We start from the raw sequence: 17105 nt of genomic DNA, 5'->3' as shown, positions 1-17105 counted from the left end.
GACCCGCGCCGACTTGTGCTGAGCCGCTACTTCTTCGGCGGACTTGGCCAGGGCCGCTGCGGTCCGCGCAGGCTTTCGAATGCCTTCGCCATGCCGAGCACGCCGATATCGTCGAAACGGCGCCCGACGATCTGCACGCCGATGGGAAATCCGCGTGCATCGTAACCGCCGTTGATCGAGATCGCCGGGTTCTCCGACATATTCCACGGCACGGTATAGCAGATGTGCTCGAACGGCTTCATGGGATCGTTGAGAGGCGAGGCGAACTCGGCGGGAAAGTTCACGTTCGGCGCGGTCGGCGAGATCAGATAGTCGAGCTCGCAGAATAGCGTCTTCGCAGCAGCCCGGATCGCCATGGTCTGGTTAAAACCCCTGACGACGTCGACGCCGGAGAGCTTTGCACCCGACTCGCCCCATTTGAAGATGTAGGGCAGTACCTTGGCCTGCTCGTCGGGCGTGAGCTTTGAGAGGTCGTCCCACATTCGCGCGCGCCAAAAATTGTCGAGGCCGTCGAGCATCTCGCGCGTCAAAATGCCGTCGACTTCGGTGACGACGGCGCCGGCGGATTCAAACGCCTTGGCGGCCCTCACCGCGACCTCGCGCACCGGCTTCTCCAGCGACTGGCCGACGCCGAGATCGAGCATCAGGCCAATCCGCAACTTGCGCGGCGATTTTTCCAGCGCCTTCCAGTTGATGGTGTCGGCGGGCAGGCTCATGCCGTCGCGCCGGTCGGGCTTTGCGATCACGCTCATCATCAGCGCGCAATCATCCACCGTGCGGGTCATCGGACCCGCGACCCGGCCCACATAGGGCGGATCGATCGGCACGCGGCCAAAGCTCGGCTTCAGGCCAACAAGGCCGCACCACCCGGCCGGGAGGCGGATCGAGCCGCCGATATCGGTGCCGAGATGGAGCGGCCCGTAGCCGGCAGCGCCCGCGGCACCCGCGCCGGCGCTGGAGCCGCCGGGATTTTTGGTGAGGTCCCAGGGATTGCGGGCGAGCGCATGAAAACTCGAAAGGCCCGACGACAGCATGCCGTAGTCCGGCATGGTGGTCTTGGCGAAGAGGATTGCGCCGGCTTCGCGCAGGCGCGCGGCCGGCGGCGCATCCTTCTCCGCCGGCACCAGCTTGACGCTGGCCGCACCGAGCGGCACGGGCGTGCCTTTGGTCGCGATGTTGTCCTTGATCGTGACCGGCACGCCGTCGAGTGGGCCGGAGGGCTCGCCGCCCGACCAGCGCGCGGTCGAGGCCTTTGCGGCCGCGCGCGCACCGTCGGGGTCGAAGGCGTAGAGCGCCTTGAGCTGCGGCTCCCACACCGCGACATGCGCGAGCAGATCCTCCAGCACCTCGCTCGGCGAGAACTGCTTTGCACGATAGCCCGCGATCAGGTCGACCGCGGAGAGATCGTGCAGGGAGGTGACGGCCTCCTCAGTCCGCGGCTTATGCATGGGCTCCGACCGGCATGCGCGTTTCGATGATGCGGGCGAACATGCTGGCGCCGATCGGCAGGATCTTGTCGTCGAGCACGTAGCCGGGATTGTGCACGGGCACCGAGCCGTCATGCCCGACCCAGAAATAGGCGCCGGGAATGGTCTGCAGCATGTCGGCAAAATCCTCGCTGCCCATTTTGGGCTGCGTGCGGGTGATGACGTTGGCGGGGTTGACGACGGTGCGCGCGACGTCCTCGACCACCTTGGACTGCTCGACCTGGTTGACCAGCACGCCAAAGGTGTCGCGGATGTCGGCCTCGATCTCGCACTGGAACGCGGCGGCCACACCGGCGCAGATCGCGCGCATGCGCTCGCGGATCAGCGCGCGCACCTCGTCGGAGAAGGCGCGTATGGTGCCGCAGAGATGCGCCTCGCCGGGAATGACGTTGTAGGCGGAGCCGGCATGGATCTGGGTGATCGAGACCACGGCAGCCTGCAGCGGCTCGACGTTGCGGCTGACAACGGTCTGGATCGCCTGCGCCAGCGTGGTCGCGATGATCACCGCGTCCTTGGAGCGCTCGGGCATCGCGCCATGCGCGCCGTAGCCGCTGATGCGGAGGTCGAAGAAGTCGGCGCCGGCCATCGCCGGTCCCGGCAGGATGGCGATCTCGCCGTGATTGAGATCGGGCGCATTGTGCAGGCCGTAGAGCTCATCGCAGGGAAACTTTTCGAACAGCCCGTCCTTGATCATCGCGCGCGCGCCGCCGAGGCCTTCTTCAGCCGGCTGGAAGATCAGGTGCACGGTGCCGTCGAAATTGCGGGTCTCGGCGAGATAGCGCGCGGTGCCGAGCAGCATGGTGGTGTGGCCGTCATGGCCGCAGCCGTGGAAGCGGCCGGGAATGGTCGAGCGCCACCGCAAATTGGTGTTCTCTTCCATCGGCAGCGCGTCCATGTCGGCGCGCAGGCCAATGCGCTTGCCGCTGGTGCCCTTGCCCTTGATGACGCCGATCACGCCGGTGCCGCCGAGTCCGCGATGCACCTCGACGCCCCAGCTCGTCAGCTTGTCGGCGACGATGCCCGACGTGCGGACCTCCTCGAAGCCGATCTCGGGATGGGCGTGGAGGTCGCGGCGGATGGCGGTGAGTTCGTCGGCATAGCCGTCGATGCGTTCGATGGTGGGCATCTCTTCTCTTCTGTCGGTTAGCGGGAAGGGGGATTGAATACGGGGCCGTTCGGCTTGATGCGGATGCCCGGGCGTAGGCGCGTCCAGGGCAGGGATGCAGTGTCGGCCGGCATCGCGCCGGGCGCGGCGCAGATCAGGAGCTTTGCGGCGATCGGCTCGAAATCGGCACGGAAATGCACCGAGCTCTTGTTGACGAGAATGGCCTGCTCGGTCGGCTCGATGCCGACATAGCGGTACATCGCCTGATCGGCGAGCTGCGCCTTGTGCGAGGAGACGACCACGCGGACGTCGCCGATGCGCAAGGCGGCTGACGGGCCCATCTCCATCTCGCGGCCGCCATAATAAGGGCCGGGCGCGACGAAGCGGCCGTCGGAGAGGTTCTCGACAACGAAGGTCTCGGTGTAGGGCTCATCGCCGGGGATGCCGGACTTGCCGCCGAGCGACAACGTGACACTGGCGCCGACACCGGCCGCATGCGCCGCCTTGGCCGACACGGGATCGTAGATCACGCCGGTGGCCGCACTCGCCTTGTTGCGCACCAGCGCGCGCAGCATACCCGTGGTGTCGGAATCGCCGCCAGCGCCGGGATTGTCCTGGGTGTCGGCGATGATGATCGGCTTGCTCGCACCCTTGGCGAGCTCCATGGCATGGCGCACGCCGTCGTCGGGCGACCAGATTTTTCCGTCGAAGTCGTCCTCGTGGCTCTCGATCAGTTTGACGATCGCGTCCGCCGCGCGATCGGCGTCCGCTTGCGTCACGCCATAGGCGAACACGCTTGGGCCGCAATCGCGAAAATCGGCGGCGGGGAAGCCCGGTGCGAAGGAGAGGGTGGGAACCGTATCGCTCTCGAGCGAGGCGAGCCTGTCGTAGATGCCCTTGGTCGGCTGGTCGTTGGTGCATTGCCAGCTGATCGGGATCAGGAACGGTAATTGCCGGAACGCCTTTGCCAAACGCTGTCTGGTCTTGAGCAGCAGCGCGAGGTGCTTTGCCGAGGCACGTCCGGTCTCGGCCATGTCGATATGGGGATAGGTGCGATACGCGATCAGCGCATCCGCATGCGCGACCATCTCGGGCGTGACGTTGGCGTGCAAATCGAGGCTTGTGACCAGCGGGACATCCTTGCCGATCACCTTGCGCACGCGCGCCAAAATTTCGCCTTCGCCGTCGTCGAGATGTTCGGTGACCATCGCGCCGTGGAGATCGAGATAGACCGCATCGAGCGGCCCGGCGGCCTTGATGCCGTCGACCATGACTTTCACGATGCATTCGAACGCGTCCTCGGTGACATGCGCCGACGGGCTCGCGCCGCAGGCAATCGTCGGTATGAGTTCCCAGCCGTTGGCTTCGGCACTCTCGACGAACCCGGCGAGCCCGACATTGATGCGGCGCATCACCTTCAACACGTCGGCGCCCTCGGTCATCGCCGGCCAGCCGCCGCCATGCTGGAAGTCGGCGAAGGTGGCCTTCGTCGGAGCAAAAGTGTTGGTCTCGTGCAGGAAGCCGCCGACGGCGATACGTGTCATTCAGTTCCGGTCCAAGGCAATTGATGCGCGCAACGTTAGCCGCCTTTGCGGCAAGAGCAAGCAAGGGACGTCATCGCGCCGCGCATGGCCTCACGCTGTTTTGGGGATGCTGCTGGTGCACGGTGCGTGTTGTGAGCGTAGTGATCCGCCAAACCTCAGTGTCGTCCTGGCGAAAGCCAGGACCCATACCGCGAGGTCCGTCGATTTTGTGCGGTGCGAGTCCCGGACGACGAGTCGTCGCCAAACGTCTCCCTGGGGTAATGGGTCCTGGCTTTCCAGGCCGTAAAAAAACTCAGCGCGCTCGTTTCGACGTAGAATCTGATTCTCTTGCGCGACAGAAGAGAGAACCAAGTAGTCAGTAAAGAGCTTGAAAGCAGGGGCGTGTAGCATCCTGTTCTATCGAGCTCTCCGAATCTTGAGTTTTTGCACAGCCTGGAAAGCCAGGACGACGTCAGAGGCTCGCCGCCACGCCCTCGGCGACGGGCCTGAAGTTGGCAAAATCCCAGCCGCGGCCGGGCGCCGCATCCAGCAGCGCCTTGGTGTAGGCCTCTTTCGGATTCGTCAGCACGTCCGCCGCGGGACCCTGCTCGACGACGCGGCCGTGCTGCATCACCACCACCTCGTCGCAGATTTGCGCGGCGACGCGCAGATCGTGGGTGATGAAGAGCAGCGCGATGCCGAGCCGCTTCTGGATTTCGTCCAAGAGTTCCAGAACCTGCGCCTGCACGGAGACGTCGAGCGCGGAGACCGCCTCGTCCGCGACCAGCACGTCCGGATCGAGCGCGAGCGCGCGCGCAATGGCGATGCGCTGGCGCTGGCCGCCCGAGAATTGATGCGGATAGCGCGACACGGCGTCGGCGGGCAGGCCGACCAGTTCCAACAGCTCGCGGGCGCGCTTGAGCGCATCCGCGCGCGGGGCGCCGTAGTTGATCGGGCCCTCGGCAATGCTTTCGCCGATGGTGACGCGCGGATTGAGCGAGCGGTAGGGATCCTGGAACACGATCTGGATCCTTTGCCGGTGCGGCTGCAGCAGCCGCCGCGACAGGTCCGAAATCTCGCGGCCGGCAAGCCGCACTCCGCCCGAGGTCGGATCGATCAGGCGGACGATGCAGCGGGCGACCGTCGACTTGCCCGAGCCGCTTTCGCCGACGATGCCGAGCGTGCGGCCCTTGCGCAGGGTCAGCGTGACCTTGTCGGCGGCGACGACCTCGCGCCCCTGGCCGAAGAAGGTGCGCTCGCGATAGACCTTGCCGAGGTCGTTAGCCTCCAGCACGATCGGTTCCTTGGTCTCCTCACGCGCCGCGCGCGGCACCAGGCTCGGCACCGAGGCGAGCAGGTTGCGCGTATACTCCATCGTCGGACTGCGCAGGATGGAATCGAGCGTGCCTGTTTCGACCAGGCGGCCCTGACGCATCACAGCCACGCGGTCGGCGATCTCGGCCACCACGCCCATGTCATGGGTGATGAACAGCACGGCGGTGCCGTGGTCGCGCTGCAGCTCGCGGATCAGCGAGAGGATCTGCTTCTGCGTGGTGACGTCGAGCGCGGTGGTCGGCTCGTCCGCGATCAGCAGTTTTGGTTCGAGCACCAGCGCCATCGCGATCATGATGCGCTGGCGCTGGCCGCCGGAGAGGCGATGCGGATAGGAGGCAAAAATGCGCTCGACCTGGGGCAGGTGAACCTGTTCCATCATGTCGAGGATGCGCTTCTTCCGCGCTTTGGCATCGAGGTCGGTGTGGGCGCGCAGCACTTCGTCGATCTGGCGGCCGACGGGGACGACAGGATTGAGCGCCGTCATCGGCTCCTGGAAGATCATTGCCATCTGCGTGGCGCGCAACTGCCGCAGGCGGCGGTCGGTCGCGGTCAACAGCTCTTCTCCGACGAGCTTCACGCTGCCGCTGGTCGGGACCAGCGTGCCCTTTTGCAACAGGCCCATCACCGTCAGTGAGGTGACGGATTTTCCCGAGCCGCTTTCCCCGACCACGCAGAGCGTCTCGCGCTCGTTCACCTGGAGCGAGATGCCGTCGATGATCGTGGCTCCGTTCGGCTTCTTGCCGATGGAGACGACGAGATTGTTGATGTCGAGAACGGTGTTGGTCATGCAACAAAACTCTCAGCCGTCATTCCGGGGCGCGTAGCGCGAGCCCGGAATCCATCGGGCGTCAGCACAAGTGGTGAAATGGATTCCGGGCTCGCGACTTCGTCGCGCCCCGGAATGACGAAGCGGATAGTTCTCACTTCCCCTCCCGCTGCTTCATGCGCGGATCAAGCGCGTCACGTGCGGCGTCGCCGATCAGGTTGATGCTGAGGATGGCGATCGACAGCAACAGGCCGGGCCAGAAGATCAGCGACGGCTTGATCTGGAAGAACTGGCGTCCCTCGGCCATGATGTTGCCCCAGGTCGGCGTCTCCGGCGAGATGCCGGCGCCGAGGAAGGAGAGGATGGCCTCGGTGAGGATCGCGGATGCGCAGACATAGGTGCCTTGCACGATCAGCGGCGCGATCGTATTCGGCATCAGATGCCGCACCATGATCTTCGGCAAGGACGAGCCGACCGAGATCGCCGCTTCCACGTAGGGCTCCTCGCGCGCCGACAGAACGACGGAGCGGACGAGGCGCGCGACGCGCGGGATTTCGGGGATGGTGATCGCGACCATCACGGTCCAGATGCTGGCGCCGGACAGCGACACCACGGCGATCGCGAGCAAGATGCTCGGCATCGCCATCAAGCCGTCCATCACGCGCATCATGACCGCGTCGACCAGCTTGAAGAAGCCGGAGACGAGGCCGATGGCGAGTCCGATCGCGATCGACAGGATGGCGCAGCCGATGCCGATCAACAGCGAGATGCGGCCGCCATAGATCACTCGCGACAGCAGATCGCGGCCATAGGCGTCGGTGCCGAGCAGGAACTGCGCGGAGGCCGGCTTCAGCCGCTGCGCCGGCGCCAGCAGGATCGGGTCGTGCGGCGCGATCAGCGGCGCGAGGATCGAGGCGAGGATGATCAGGGCGAGGCAGACCGTTGCGGTCGCGATGATCGGCGTCGCCGTCAGGAAGCCGAAGCGCGGACGCAGCGGCGTCGTGATCGGGATTGACGGTTCGGGAAGGGTTTCGATGGACATGTCTGAACCGTTCCTCAGTACCGGATCCGCGGATCGAGCAGCGTGTAGGCGACGTCGATCAGGAGGTTGACGGTGACGTAGACCAGCGACGTCAGAAGGATCATCGCCTGGATCACCGGATAGTCGCGCGCCAGCACCGCATCCACCGTGAGGCGGCCGATGCCGGGAATATTGAACACACTCTCGGTGACGACCACACCGGAGATCAGCAGCGCAAAGCCGGTGCCGATCACGGTGATCACGGGCACGGCGGCGTTGCGTAGCGCATGCCGCAGCAGCACGGCGGTCTCGTTGATGCCTTTAGCGCGCGCGGTGCGCACATAGTCCTCACCGAGCACGTCGAGCATGGCTGCACGCGTCATGCGCGCGATCAGCGCGATATAGATGAAGGAGAGCGCGCAGGTGGGCAGCACGATGCGTTCGAAGAACGGCCCGAAGCCGTTGAAGATGCTGCGGAACCCCTGCACCGGCACCCAGCGCAGGTCGATCGCGAACAGCTGGATCAGGACATAGCCGACCACGAACACCGGCACCGAGAAGCCGAGCACGGAAAGACCCATCACGAAGCGGTCGATCCAGGTGCCGTGTTTCCAGGCCGCGATGACCCCTAAGGGAACGGCGACCACAACCGCGAGGATGATGGTGCACAGCGCGAGCGAGATCGAGGGCTCGAAGCGCTGGCTGATCATCTTCATGACGGGGAGGTTGGAGATCAGCGAGGTGCCGAGATCGCCATGCAGCAGCCGGTTCACCCAGGTGATGAACTGCACGATCAGGGGTTCGTTGAGGCCGAGCGTCTCGCGGATGCGCTCGAGCCGTTCGGGCGTCGCATTGTCGCCGGCGAGGATCGCGGCGGGATCGCCCGGCGTGAGTCGCAGCAGGAGGAAGACAAACAGCGCCACCACGCCCATCACGGGCACGGCGGCGAGGATTCGGCGAACGAGATATCCCAGCAAGTTGGATCCGTCAGATTAGAGTCAAATCACGTGACGAGCTCGTGCAAGCTGCCACGAGCCTAACATTTCAGCAATTCCCGTGCCATCGGGGTCGCCGTTTTTGCGATGCAGCCAACACGTTTTGCGCGCTGCGGCTGTCTCTCACGCCGTCACTCCAGCGTCGCCAAGAGCCCCGCCATCAGCCGGCCGCGCTCGGCGAGGCTGTCGACCTCGATATGCTCGTCGAGCGTGTGTGCATTGGCACCGCGCACGCCCAGGCCGTCGAGGGTGGGGATGCCCATCGCGCCGGTGAAGTTGCCGTCGGAACCACCGCCAGCGCTGGCGTGCGGCAATTCGGCGCCGAGTTGCTTTGCGAGACTGCGCGCCTTTTCATAGAGCGCCATGGTGCCGGTGTCGGGTTCCCAGACCGGCCGCGTGACGCCGCGCGTCACCTTGAAGGTGACATCGTTGCTGGTGCCTGACAGTGCCAGCATCTTCTCGACGCCGCGGTCGAGATCGGCCTGGCGCTTGGCCATGGAGAGCGCCTCGCCGGTCGCAGTGGTGGCGACGCAATTGACCCACTGGCCGCCATGCACGATGCCGACCGAGAAGGTGCAATCGTCCGTCGTCATCGCGTCGATCGCGAGAATCTGCCGCGCCATTTCCCGTATCGCGGAACGCCCGGAGGAGAGCGTCGCGCCGGCATGGCTCGGCCGGCCCGTGGCTTCCAGGTTGAAGCGCGCGATCGCATAGCGGCCGGTGACGACGCCGTTGTCGGGGCGGCCGGGTTCCGGCACCAGCACATATTTGTTGCGCGCCGCTTCCGCCTCGATGATGTCGCGCGTCGAGGGCGTGCCGACTTCCTCGTCCGGCGTGAACATCACGGTGATCGGCAGCGGCGTGGTGAAGGAGGCGCGCGCCAATTGCCTGATCGCCTCGAGCGAGAGGTAGTTGCCGCCCTTCATGTCGAAGATGCCGGGGCCGTAGCACTTGTTGCCCTCGCGCCGCCACTTCAGCTTTTCGATGGTGCCGACGGGATGCACGGTGTCCATGTGGCCGGCGATCAGGATGCCCGGCTCGCCCTGTCGCGGGTGGGGGAAGCGCGCGCGGACCACGCCGCCAAAGCCCTGCCGGCCGGCGATGCGCTCGATCGTCGCACCCATGATCGCCATGTCGCGCGCGGCGAGGTCGAGCATGCGGTTCACCGCATTCGCGTCCCAGGTCGGGCTTTCGCATTCCACCCAGGCGCGCAAGCCTTGCAGCATCGCCTCGGAATCAAAGGGGAGATTGGCTGGATTCATCGCTGATCTCTCGGGCTTCGAGCGCGGCGCAATAAGGTCGCGCGCGTCTCAGGGAATGTTCTGCGGGCGGCTTTGTAAAGCGAAATGGCTGGGACGAGAGCCCGTGCGGGAGCCGTCGTGGGCATGCACCGAAAGCGGATTGACGGCCTGCGCGCTTGATGCAAGTCTCGAAAAGATGAAGGCGTTGCAGCACGTTAGGTCGCCTAAAGAACGAACCGAATGCACAAGCAATAACCCGCCTTTGACCAGTTTCACGTCAGGAGAAACTTTCAAATGATTCACTTCACGCGCCGGAGACATCGCACGCTCGTCTCCAAACTTGCGCTGTCCGTCGTCGCGCTGTCGACGGCACTGGCCTCGCCAGTGCTCGCCGCCGACAAGACGATCACGGCGGTGATGCACTCCGATCTGCGTATCATCGATCCGATCTTCACCACGGCCTACATCACGCGCGACCATGGCTACATGGTCTACGACACGCTGGTGTCGACCGATTCGAGCTTCAAGATCCAGCCGCAGATGGCGGACTGGAAGATCTCCGACGACAAGCTCACCTACACCTTCACGCTGCGCGATGGGTTGAAGTGGCATGACGGCGCGCCCGTCACCGCGGAAGACTGCGTCGCCTCGCTGAAGCGTTGGGCCGCGGTCGACGGCATGGGCCAAAAACTGATGGATTTCACAGCCAGCATCGAGGCCACTGATCCCAAGACCATCACGCTGAAGCTGAAGGAGCCCTACGGACTGGTGCTCGATTCGATCGGCAAGCCGTCCTCGCGCGTCGCCTTCATGATGCCGAAGCGTATCGCCGAGACGCCGGCCGACAAGCAGATCCCCGAGCAGATCGGCTCCGGTCCCTTCAAGTTCGTGCAAGGTGAATTCCAGCCTGGCGTCAAGGCCGTCTACGTCAAGAACACCGACTACGTGCCGCGCAAGGAGCCGGCGAGCTGGACGGCCGGCGGCAAGGTGGTGAAGGTCGACCGCGTCGAATGGATCACCATGCCGGATTCGCAGACCGCGGTGAACGCGCTGCAATCGGGCGACATCGACTTCATGGAGAGCCTGCCGTACGACATGCTGCCGGTGCTCGAAGCGAACAAGGAGCTTACGATCGAGGTCTCGAACAAGTTCGGCTACCAGACCCTCGGGCGCATGAACTTCCTGCTTCCGCCCTTCGACAACGTGAAGGTTCGTCGTGCAGCCCTGCTGGCAATGAACCAGAAGGACGTGCTCGACGCGCTCGTCGGCAATCCCAAATACCAAAAGATCTGCGGCGCTTTCTTTGTGTGCGATACGCCGCTCGCGACCGACGTCGGCTCGGAGACGCTGGTCAAGGGCAACGGCATGGCGGAAGCCAAGAAGGCGCTCGCCGAGTCCGGATACGACGGCACGCCCATCGTGATCATGGCGCCCGGCGACGTCGTGACGCTGAAGGCGCAGCCGATCGTGGCGGCGCAGCAGCTTCGCGAGGCTGGCTTCAAGGTCGACCTTCAGGCGACCGACTGGCAGACGGTGGTGAGCCGTCGCGCCAGCCAGAAGCCGGTCAAGGAAGGCGGCTGGAATATGTTCTTCACCAACTGGGTCGCGGCCGACGTCTCCAACCCGATCGCCAATCTCTCGATCGGCGGCCTGGGCAAGAAGGGCTGGTTCGGCTGGGCTGAGAACGCCAAGATCGAGCAGCTCAAGGACGCGTTCGTGCGTGCGGCCTCGCTCGACGAGCAGAAGAAGATCGCGGCCGACATTCAGAAGGAAGCCTACGAGCAGGTGATCTACGTCCCGCTCGGCCAGTACCTCCTGCCGAGCGGTTGGCGCAAATCACTCTCCGGCGTGCTGGATGGTCCGGCGACGCCGCTGTTCTGGAACGTCGACAAGTCGGAGTAGGGCGCGGCTTCCGCGCGGCTTCATCCGCTCTCAAACGTCGAACGGCGCCGCTGTCATAAGCGGCGCCGTTCTTGTTTCAGTGACCGTCGTCAGCAGTTCGGATCGCGCACCTGCTCCAGCCCTTCGCCGGCAAACGGCGGATTGAACGCGGGCTGGGTGCGACACCCACGCTCCGGCGCGTCGTCGCGCTCGCGCGATTCTTGATTGCTGTTCTTGGATTCCATCTCGCCGTCTCCCGATTGCTGCAGGACAACATCGGGGCGGCAGTGAAGTTCCTGCGCGCCTCTTACGTCGCGCGGTGATGCGGCCGGAACAGCCGTCCCTTTTCCACGACCAGCACGATCGCGAGCGATGCCAGCGTGCAGAGGAAGAAGCCGGTCGCGAACGGCAGCAGCGTGCCGTCAAAACTCTGGCCCATGACGATTCCGATCGCGATTCCGACCAGCGTCGTGATCGAGCCGTAGAGCGAGGAGGCGGTGCCGGCGATATGGCCCTGCGGCTCCATCGCGAGCGCGGTGAAGTTGGCGATCATCATGCCGAAGGAGAACATCATCAGTCCCGACAGCACGAGGAACAGCGCCAGCGGCAGCGCATGCAGGCTCTCGGCAAGAAGCATCGCGCCCGCGACGACGGCGTAGAGCGTCAACGCGCCATGCGAGATCACGCGCATGCCGAGCCGCCCGACCAACCGCGCATTGAGGAAGGCGGCAATGGCGGTGCCGGCCGCGATTGCGGCAAAGGCGAGCGGGAAATAATGGCCGAGGTGATAGATGCCGACGAAGACCTGCTGGGCCGAGAATACATAGGCAAACAGCGAGCCGATGACACCGCCGGCCGCGAGCGCATAGCCGATGGTCTGGCGGTTGGTGATGGTCTGCCTGAAGGCGTCGAGCACCTCGCCCGGCGCGAGCGACCGGCGTTCGCTCTCCGGCAAGGTCTCCGGCAGCCGCAGCACGCTCCAGGCCAGCGCGAGCAGCCCGTAGAGCATCAGCACGACGAAGATGCCGCGCCATTGCGTCAGCATCAGCACCGCCTGGCCGAAGGACGGCGCGACCACGGGCACGGCGATGAACACCATCATGGCGAGCGACATCACGCTCGCCATGCGGCGGCCGACATAACAGTCGCGCACGATCGAGGTGGCGATGACGCGCGTCGCCGAGGTGCCTAGCCCCTGCAGCGCGCGGGCGAGCAGCAGCGTCTCGAAGGAGGGCGCGGCGATCGCAAGCACGCTCGCGATCGCATAGACCGTCATGCCGCCGAGCAGCACCGGCCGCCGTCCGAACCGGTCCGACAGCGGGCCCATGACGAACTGGCCGACGCCAAATCCGATCAGGAAGGTCGACAGCACGAGCTGGAGATGATTGGCGACGGGAATCTTGAAGGCGGTGCCGATGTTGGGCAGCGCCGGCAGCATCATGTCCATCGCAAGCGGATTGAGCGCCATGATGGCGGCGATCACCACGACGAATTCGGGAAATCCCATCGGGCGGTGTCCCGAGGACACCCAATTGTCGGCATTGACCTCGGACACGAAAGAACCTTGCTGCAAGTGACATACACCTTGTAGCGCGCATGCTGCGCCGCACAAGCGGCGTTTCGGGATGGCAGCTAGGCGACGTGGCGACCGGACAACAATCGGCGACGGCGGCGTGATGGTTGGGCGGGTCCGGTCCGAGGCTGACCCGCGATCAGGCCGAGGCGTGCAGCAAGCGCGCCCGCGCTCTGCGCTCCCATCGGTCGAGCATTGGCCCGAGATCGCCGAGCCCCGCGGGCGTTGCTTGGCCCTGAGGCATCACTTCATTCGCATTTGCTGGCTGCGGCGACTCCGGTTCCCTGTGGTCCTTCCACCTGCGCGCCTGGTCGTGTCGCATGCGCGAGATGTGGGCGCGGGTGAGGTAGCCCGCGGCGTACGCCATCACGAGAAGAATCAGGAGTACAACAACATCCACCAGATACACTCCGCTCTCAGAGCACGGCAAAGGGCTCGCCGGGATGGTTAGCTCTTGCAAAACATATCGCGCATTTCGTTGACAGAAACGCGGCCAAGTTGGGGAAGCGCGCGGCTCATTCCAGGCAGCCCCCCGGCAGACACGAAAAGGTGAGCGCGGCGCCTCGCGTGCCAATCTTGTCGCGCCTGGAATCGGCCGCTCATGTCGACGGTCCGAGAACGCGTTCGAGCAGCACATCTGAAGCTGCGAGCACGGCGCTTCGATAGGTCGGATCGACCAGCTTGGGACTTGGGAGGATGGCTTCGGCCTTGTTGTTGAACATGGCGCCGCTGCGTCCCTGGATGTCTGATGACACGAGGAGTGGGACGATGCGCTCTGCATAGACATCGGGCGCGAGGGTCGTGACGCTCGTCAACGCCTCGACGATCCCGCGCAGCCATTTCCAGCCGAACAAATTGGCGCGAATGTCGGTCTTCACGAAACCGGGGTTGAGGCCGAACGCGTCGATGCGCGGATATCGGTCGCGCGCATCGAGCACGATGGCCTCGTTGCCGGCAACCGTGTTCATATGCGCTTTCCAGCGCCCATAGCTCTTTTCGGAATTGAGGTCACCGACGTCACCGGCCTGGCCGCTGCCCGGGAAACCCATCACGAACACGCGGGGCTTCATGCTCGCGTTGGATCGTCCGGTCCCCAGGCGCGCCGCAATCTGCTTCAGGATCACGTGCCGGCTGAGATAGCTGACCGCCAGATCGCGCTCGATCGCTTCGCCCGTCACCTCGCGCTTCGGGCCTGCCATCACGCCCGTGGTCATGACGACGATGTCCAGCGTCTCCGCTGGAAGTTCGCGGGCCACGCGCTGCGCCTCCTTCATCAGGCTGAGATCGGCTTTCATGAATGCGATGCCCGGCACAGCCGCGTCGCGAAAGGTCTGGCCGACCACCAGCACGTGGGCGCCCTGTGCGGCAAGCGACAGGGCCAGCGCTCTGCCGATGCCGCCGGTCCCGCCGATGATCGCGACCTTGAGGCCTTTCAGGTCCAGTGTCTTCACGTCGACGGGCGACAGGCGAATGGAGGGATCACGCTTCATCTCTGTGAATCTCCGTCAGCGCGCGGCCGCCTGGCCCGACGATTGGGCCAAGGTAGGATAGTCGGTGTAGCCGTTCGCGCCCGGCGTATAGAACGTCGCGCGGTCGGGCTGATTCAGCGGCGCATTGCGGCGGAAGCGTTCGGGAAGATCGGGATTGGCGAGGAACGAACTGCCGAATGCGACGGCGTCGGCCTTGCCTTCTCTCAGGAGCGGCTCGGCCGAATCCCTGGTGAGGCCGCCGCCAACGATGTAGGCGCCGCCAAAGCGTGGACGCAGCAAGGCGTGATAGTCCTTCGTTGTCCCGAACAGCGCGACATGCAGATAAGCCATGTCCTTCGCGTTGAGATGCGCGACGAGGTAGCCGTAGGTTTCCTCCGGCGCGTCGTCCTTGATGTCGTTGAAGTTCATGTCCGGCGAGATCTTCAGGCCGACGCGGCCCGGGCCGGCTTCTTCGATCATGGCGGCAAGCGTTTCCAGGATGAAGCGCGCGCGGTTTTCCAGCGAGCCGCCATAGGCGTCGGTGCGGCGGTTGGTGCCGGACGACAAAAATTGCTCCGGCAGATAGCCGGTGGCGCCGTGCAGTTCGACACCGTCGAACCCGGCGGCGAGGGCATTCCTGGTCGCGCGCCGGTAAGCGGCGATGACGTCCTTCACTTCATCGGTGGTAAGGGCGCGAGGCGTGACAAAATCCTTTTGGCCTTCATCGGTCCAGGACTGCCCCTGCGGGCGGATCGCCGACGGCGCGACCGGCGCCTTTCCCTCCGGTTGCAGCAGGGGATGCGAGATGCGCCCGGTGTGCATCAACTGCATGAAGATGCGGCCACCGGCATCGTGAACCGCCGTCGTCACGGCCCTCCATCCGGCGATCTGCGCCTCGGTCTCGATGCCCGGCGTGCGGACGTATCCCTTGCCGTCGGCGGACGGAAAGACACCCTCGGTGATGATGAGCCCGGCATTGGCCCGTTGCGCGTAGTAGGTCGCGGTGAGGCTGCCGGGCGAGCCGTCCGCATTCGCGCGAGACCGCGTCATCGGCGCCATCACGAAACGATTGAGAATGTCGACCTTGCCGAGCCGCACGGGGTTGAAGAGCGATTGCATGAGCCTTCCTTTCTGTTGGCGAAAGGATAGGAATTCCCCTCGTGGAATAAATCCGGTATAATGGAATTGATTATTCCGTATATGGCAATATCGGCATGGAACTGCTGAACGACATGGCTCTGTTCGTGGAGGTGGTGAAGGCCAACAGTTTTAGCCGCGCCGCCGAAGCGCTGGACATGCCCAACTCCACGCTGTCGCGCCGCATCAGCCTGCTCGAGAAAGAGATTGGCCTGCGGCTCCTGCACCGGACCACGAGGCGCCTGGAGCTGACGGAGGCGGGCCAGATCTACTTCGAGCGCAGCAAGCGGATTGTCGAGGAAGCCCGGCTTGCCCATGAACAGCTCGGCGAGATGGTCGCGCAGCCGACCGGGACGTTGCGCGTGTCGATGCCGGTCGATTTCGCGACGACCTATGTCGCGCCGCTGCTGCCGAGATTCGCAACGCTCTATCCGGGTCTTGCGTTCGAGTTCGACCTCACGCCGCGCAACGTCGATCTGGTAGCCGAGCCCTTCGACCTCGCCATCCGCATGGCCAAGCCGGAATCGCCGAACCTCATCGCGCGGGTGATCGCCAGGGTGTCGGCCGAGCTCTACGCTGCGCCCGAATATCTCGCCCGCGACGGCATTCCCGCCCACCCCGCGGAGCTCGAGGGGCGGCAATGCCTCACCATGCACACGCTGGCGAGCTGGGCGCTGTATTCAGGATCAGAAGCTTTCGAAGCGAAGGTCGGCAGTCGTTTCGCCTGCAACAGCGTCGCCATGATCCGGCGGCTGACGACCCTCGGAATGGGCATCGCCTTTCTTCCCGAGCGTGTGGTTGCCGAAGACCTCCAGGCCGGTCGCCTCGTGAGCATCCTGTCCGCCTGGCGGGGGCATCCGTCCTCGGTCTATGCCGTCACGGAAACACGGCTGCTTCCCGCCAAGACACAGCGCTTCATCGAGTTCTTGCAGGAGGAGCTGAGAAGCGAATGACGATCGTAGATGAAGGGCCTGTTGCCTCCCCTGAGTGTCATCGCGTCGATCGGGTCTGCGTTGTGCGGCACAGAGTCTCGTCACAGCTTGATCAGCGCGATACCGAGATCCTCGCGCTTCCTGCGGCGCAGATGCGCGGCGGTCTCCGCAATCGTGACTTCGAGCGTCGGCTGGACGGTGCCCGAGAGAAGATGGCCGCCGCGGACGGAGCCGTCCCTGAGCCCGAGCACCGCATGCAGATGCAGACTGGCCTTGCCGTCGTCGCCCTCGGCGAGATCGCCGAGCAGGCTCAGCACTTCGCATTGCTCGCCCACATCGATCGGCTTGTATTGCTTCTTTGCGAGGTCGAACCAGCCGACCTTGGCTTGCGAGAACGCGCCGATGGCGGTAACCGACGCGCCCGTGATGCGCTCGCGATTGGCGAACTCGGTGATCGCGTGGAAAGCTTCCTCGCCGGGGTCGAGCACCAGCACGAAGATGCGCGCCGGAGCGTCCTTGAGGCATCTGAATTTCATCGCTGCGTCCGTACGAGGCGTGAATGACGGCTTCGTGCCGGGTCAACGGATGGGGCAGCGCGTTGTTCCTCCGTCGCGTCATGCAGGCGGAATTGCGGCCTTCG

At 64.8% G+C, this 17105-nt stretch carries 14 protein-coding genes; 2 read left to right on the top strand and 12 right to left on the bottom strand.

From position 1 onward, the window contains the following. Positions 1 to 26 precede the first annotated feature (26 nt). The 7 genes from JQ632_RS14430 to JQ632_RS14400 all read right to left on the bottom strand — a co-directional run bounded on the left by JQ632_RS14430 (position 27) and on the right by JQ632_RS14400 (position 9494). A complete protein-coding gene (locus JQ632_RS14430) occupies positions 27 to 1448 on the bottom strand; it encodes an amidase (RefSeq protein WP_212403003.1) in 1422 nt (473 codons plus the stop codon). Further along, positions 1441 to 2613, bottom strand: coding sequence for a M20 aminoacylase family protein (locus JQ632_RS14425; protein ID WP_212403001.1), 1173 nt, complete (start codon positions 2611 to 2613; stop codon positions 1441 to 1443). Before JQ632_RS14425 ends, JQ632_RS14430 begins: the two co-directional genes overlap by 8 nt. 17 nt (positions 2614 to 2630) lie before the next feature. Next, positions 2631 to 4136: a M81 family metallopeptidase gene (locus JQ632_RS14420; protein ID WP_212402999.1), complete on the bottom strand. Its 1506-nt coding sequence runs from the start codon at positions 4134 to 4136 to the stop codon at positions 2631 to 2633. Positions 4137 to 4587: 451 nt separating this feature from the next. Next, entirely contained in the window at positions 4588 to 6237 is a 1650-nt protein-coding gene (locus tag JQ632_RS14415; protein WP_212402997.1) for an ABC transporter ATP-binding protein, read from the bottom strand. 133 nt (positions 6238 to 6370) lie between these two features. Continuing rightward, the gene (locus JQ632_RS14410; RefSeq protein ID WP_212402995.1) at positions 6371 to 7258 is read right to left on the bottom strand and encodes an ABC transporter permease; all 888 of its coding nucleotides are present in this window, start codon (positions 7256 to 7258) and stop codon (positions 6371 to 6373) included. A 14-nt stretch (positions 7259 to 7272) separates the two neighbouring features. Then, positions 7273 to 8214 carry an ABC transporter permease gene (locus JQ632_RS14405; protein WP_212402994.1) on the bottom strand — a complete coding sequence of 314 codons (942 nt, stop codon included), beginning with the start codon at positions 8212 to 8214 and terminating at the stop codon, positions 7273 to 7275. A gap of 149 nt (positions 8215 to 8363) precedes the next feature. Then, a complete protein-coding gene (locus JQ632_RS14400) occupies positions 8364 to 9494 on the bottom strand; it encodes a M20/M25/M40 family metallo-hydrolase (RefSeq protein WP_212402992.1) in 1131 nt (376 codons plus the stop codon). Between the two features lie 273 nt (positions 9495 to 9767). Between JQ632_RS14400 and JQ632_RS14395 the strand changes: the two genes are divergently transcribed. Next, entirely contained in the window at positions 9768 to 11375 is a 1608-nt protein-coding gene (locus JQ632_RS14395; protein ID WP_212402991.1) for an ABC transporter substrate-binding protein, read from the top strand. 89 nt (positions 11376 to 11464) lie between these two features. On the opposite strand, the gene JQ632_RS40065 is transcribed toward JQ632_RS14395, so the two are convergent. The 4 genes from JQ632_RS40065 to JQ632_RS14380 form a co-directional block, all read right to left on the bottom strand. Continuing rightward, a complete protein-coding gene (locus JQ632_RS40065) occupies positions 11465 to 11599 on the bottom strand; it encodes a hypothetical protein (protein ID WP_283817678.1) in 135 nt (44 codons plus the stop codon). 62 nt (positions 11600 to 11661) lie between these two features. Beyond that, positions 11662 to 12909, bottom strand: coding sequence for a multidrug effflux MFS transporter (locus JQ632_RS14390; protein ID WP_312015610.1), 1248 nt, complete (start codon positions 12907 to 12909; stop codon positions 11662 to 11664). A gap of 617 nt (positions 12910 to 13526) precedes the next feature. Continuing rightward, positions 13527 to 14417 carry an SDR family NAD(P)-dependent oxidoreductase gene (locus JQ632_RS14385; RefSeq protein WP_212402989.1) on the bottom strand — a complete coding sequence of 297 codons (891 nt, stop codon included), beginning with the start codon at positions 14415 to 14417 and terminating at the stop codon, positions 13527 to 13529. Between the two features lie 15 nt (positions 14418 to 14432). Beyond that, entirely contained in the window at positions 14433 to 15515 is a 1083-nt protein-coding gene (locus JQ632_RS14380; protein ID WP_212402987.1) for an alkene reductase, read from the bottom strand. A gap of 95 nt (positions 15516 to 15610) precedes the next feature. Between JQ632_RS14380 and JQ632_RS14375 the strand changes: the two genes are divergently transcribed. Further along, a complete protein-coding gene (locus tag JQ632_RS14375) occupies positions 15611 to 16486 on the top strand; it encodes a LysR family transcriptional regulator (RefSeq protein WP_212402985.1) in 876 nt (291 codons plus the stop codon). A gap of 80 nt (positions 16487 to 16566) precedes the next feature. Here JQ632_RS14375 and JQ632_RS14370 read toward each other — a convergent pair whose 3' ends face one another. Further along, positions 16567 to 17001 carry a PPC domain-containing DNA-binding protein gene (locus JQ632_RS14370; protein ID WP_212402984.1) on the bottom strand — a complete coding sequence of 145 codons (435 nt, stop codon included), beginning with the start codon at positions 16999 to 17001 and terminating at the stop codon, positions 16567 to 16569. Positions 17002 to 17105: the final 104 nt, after the last annotated feature.

This window comes from Bradyrhizobium liaoningense, assembly GCF_018130955.1.
In the GTDB taxonomy this organism is placed as follows: Bacteria; Pseudomonadota; Alphaproteobacteria; order Rhizobiales; family Xanthobacteraceae; genus Bradyrhizobium; species Bradyrhizobium liaoningense_C.
Note: the sequence above shows the minus strand (reverse complement) of the source record. Positions and strands in the feature narration are given on the sequence as shown.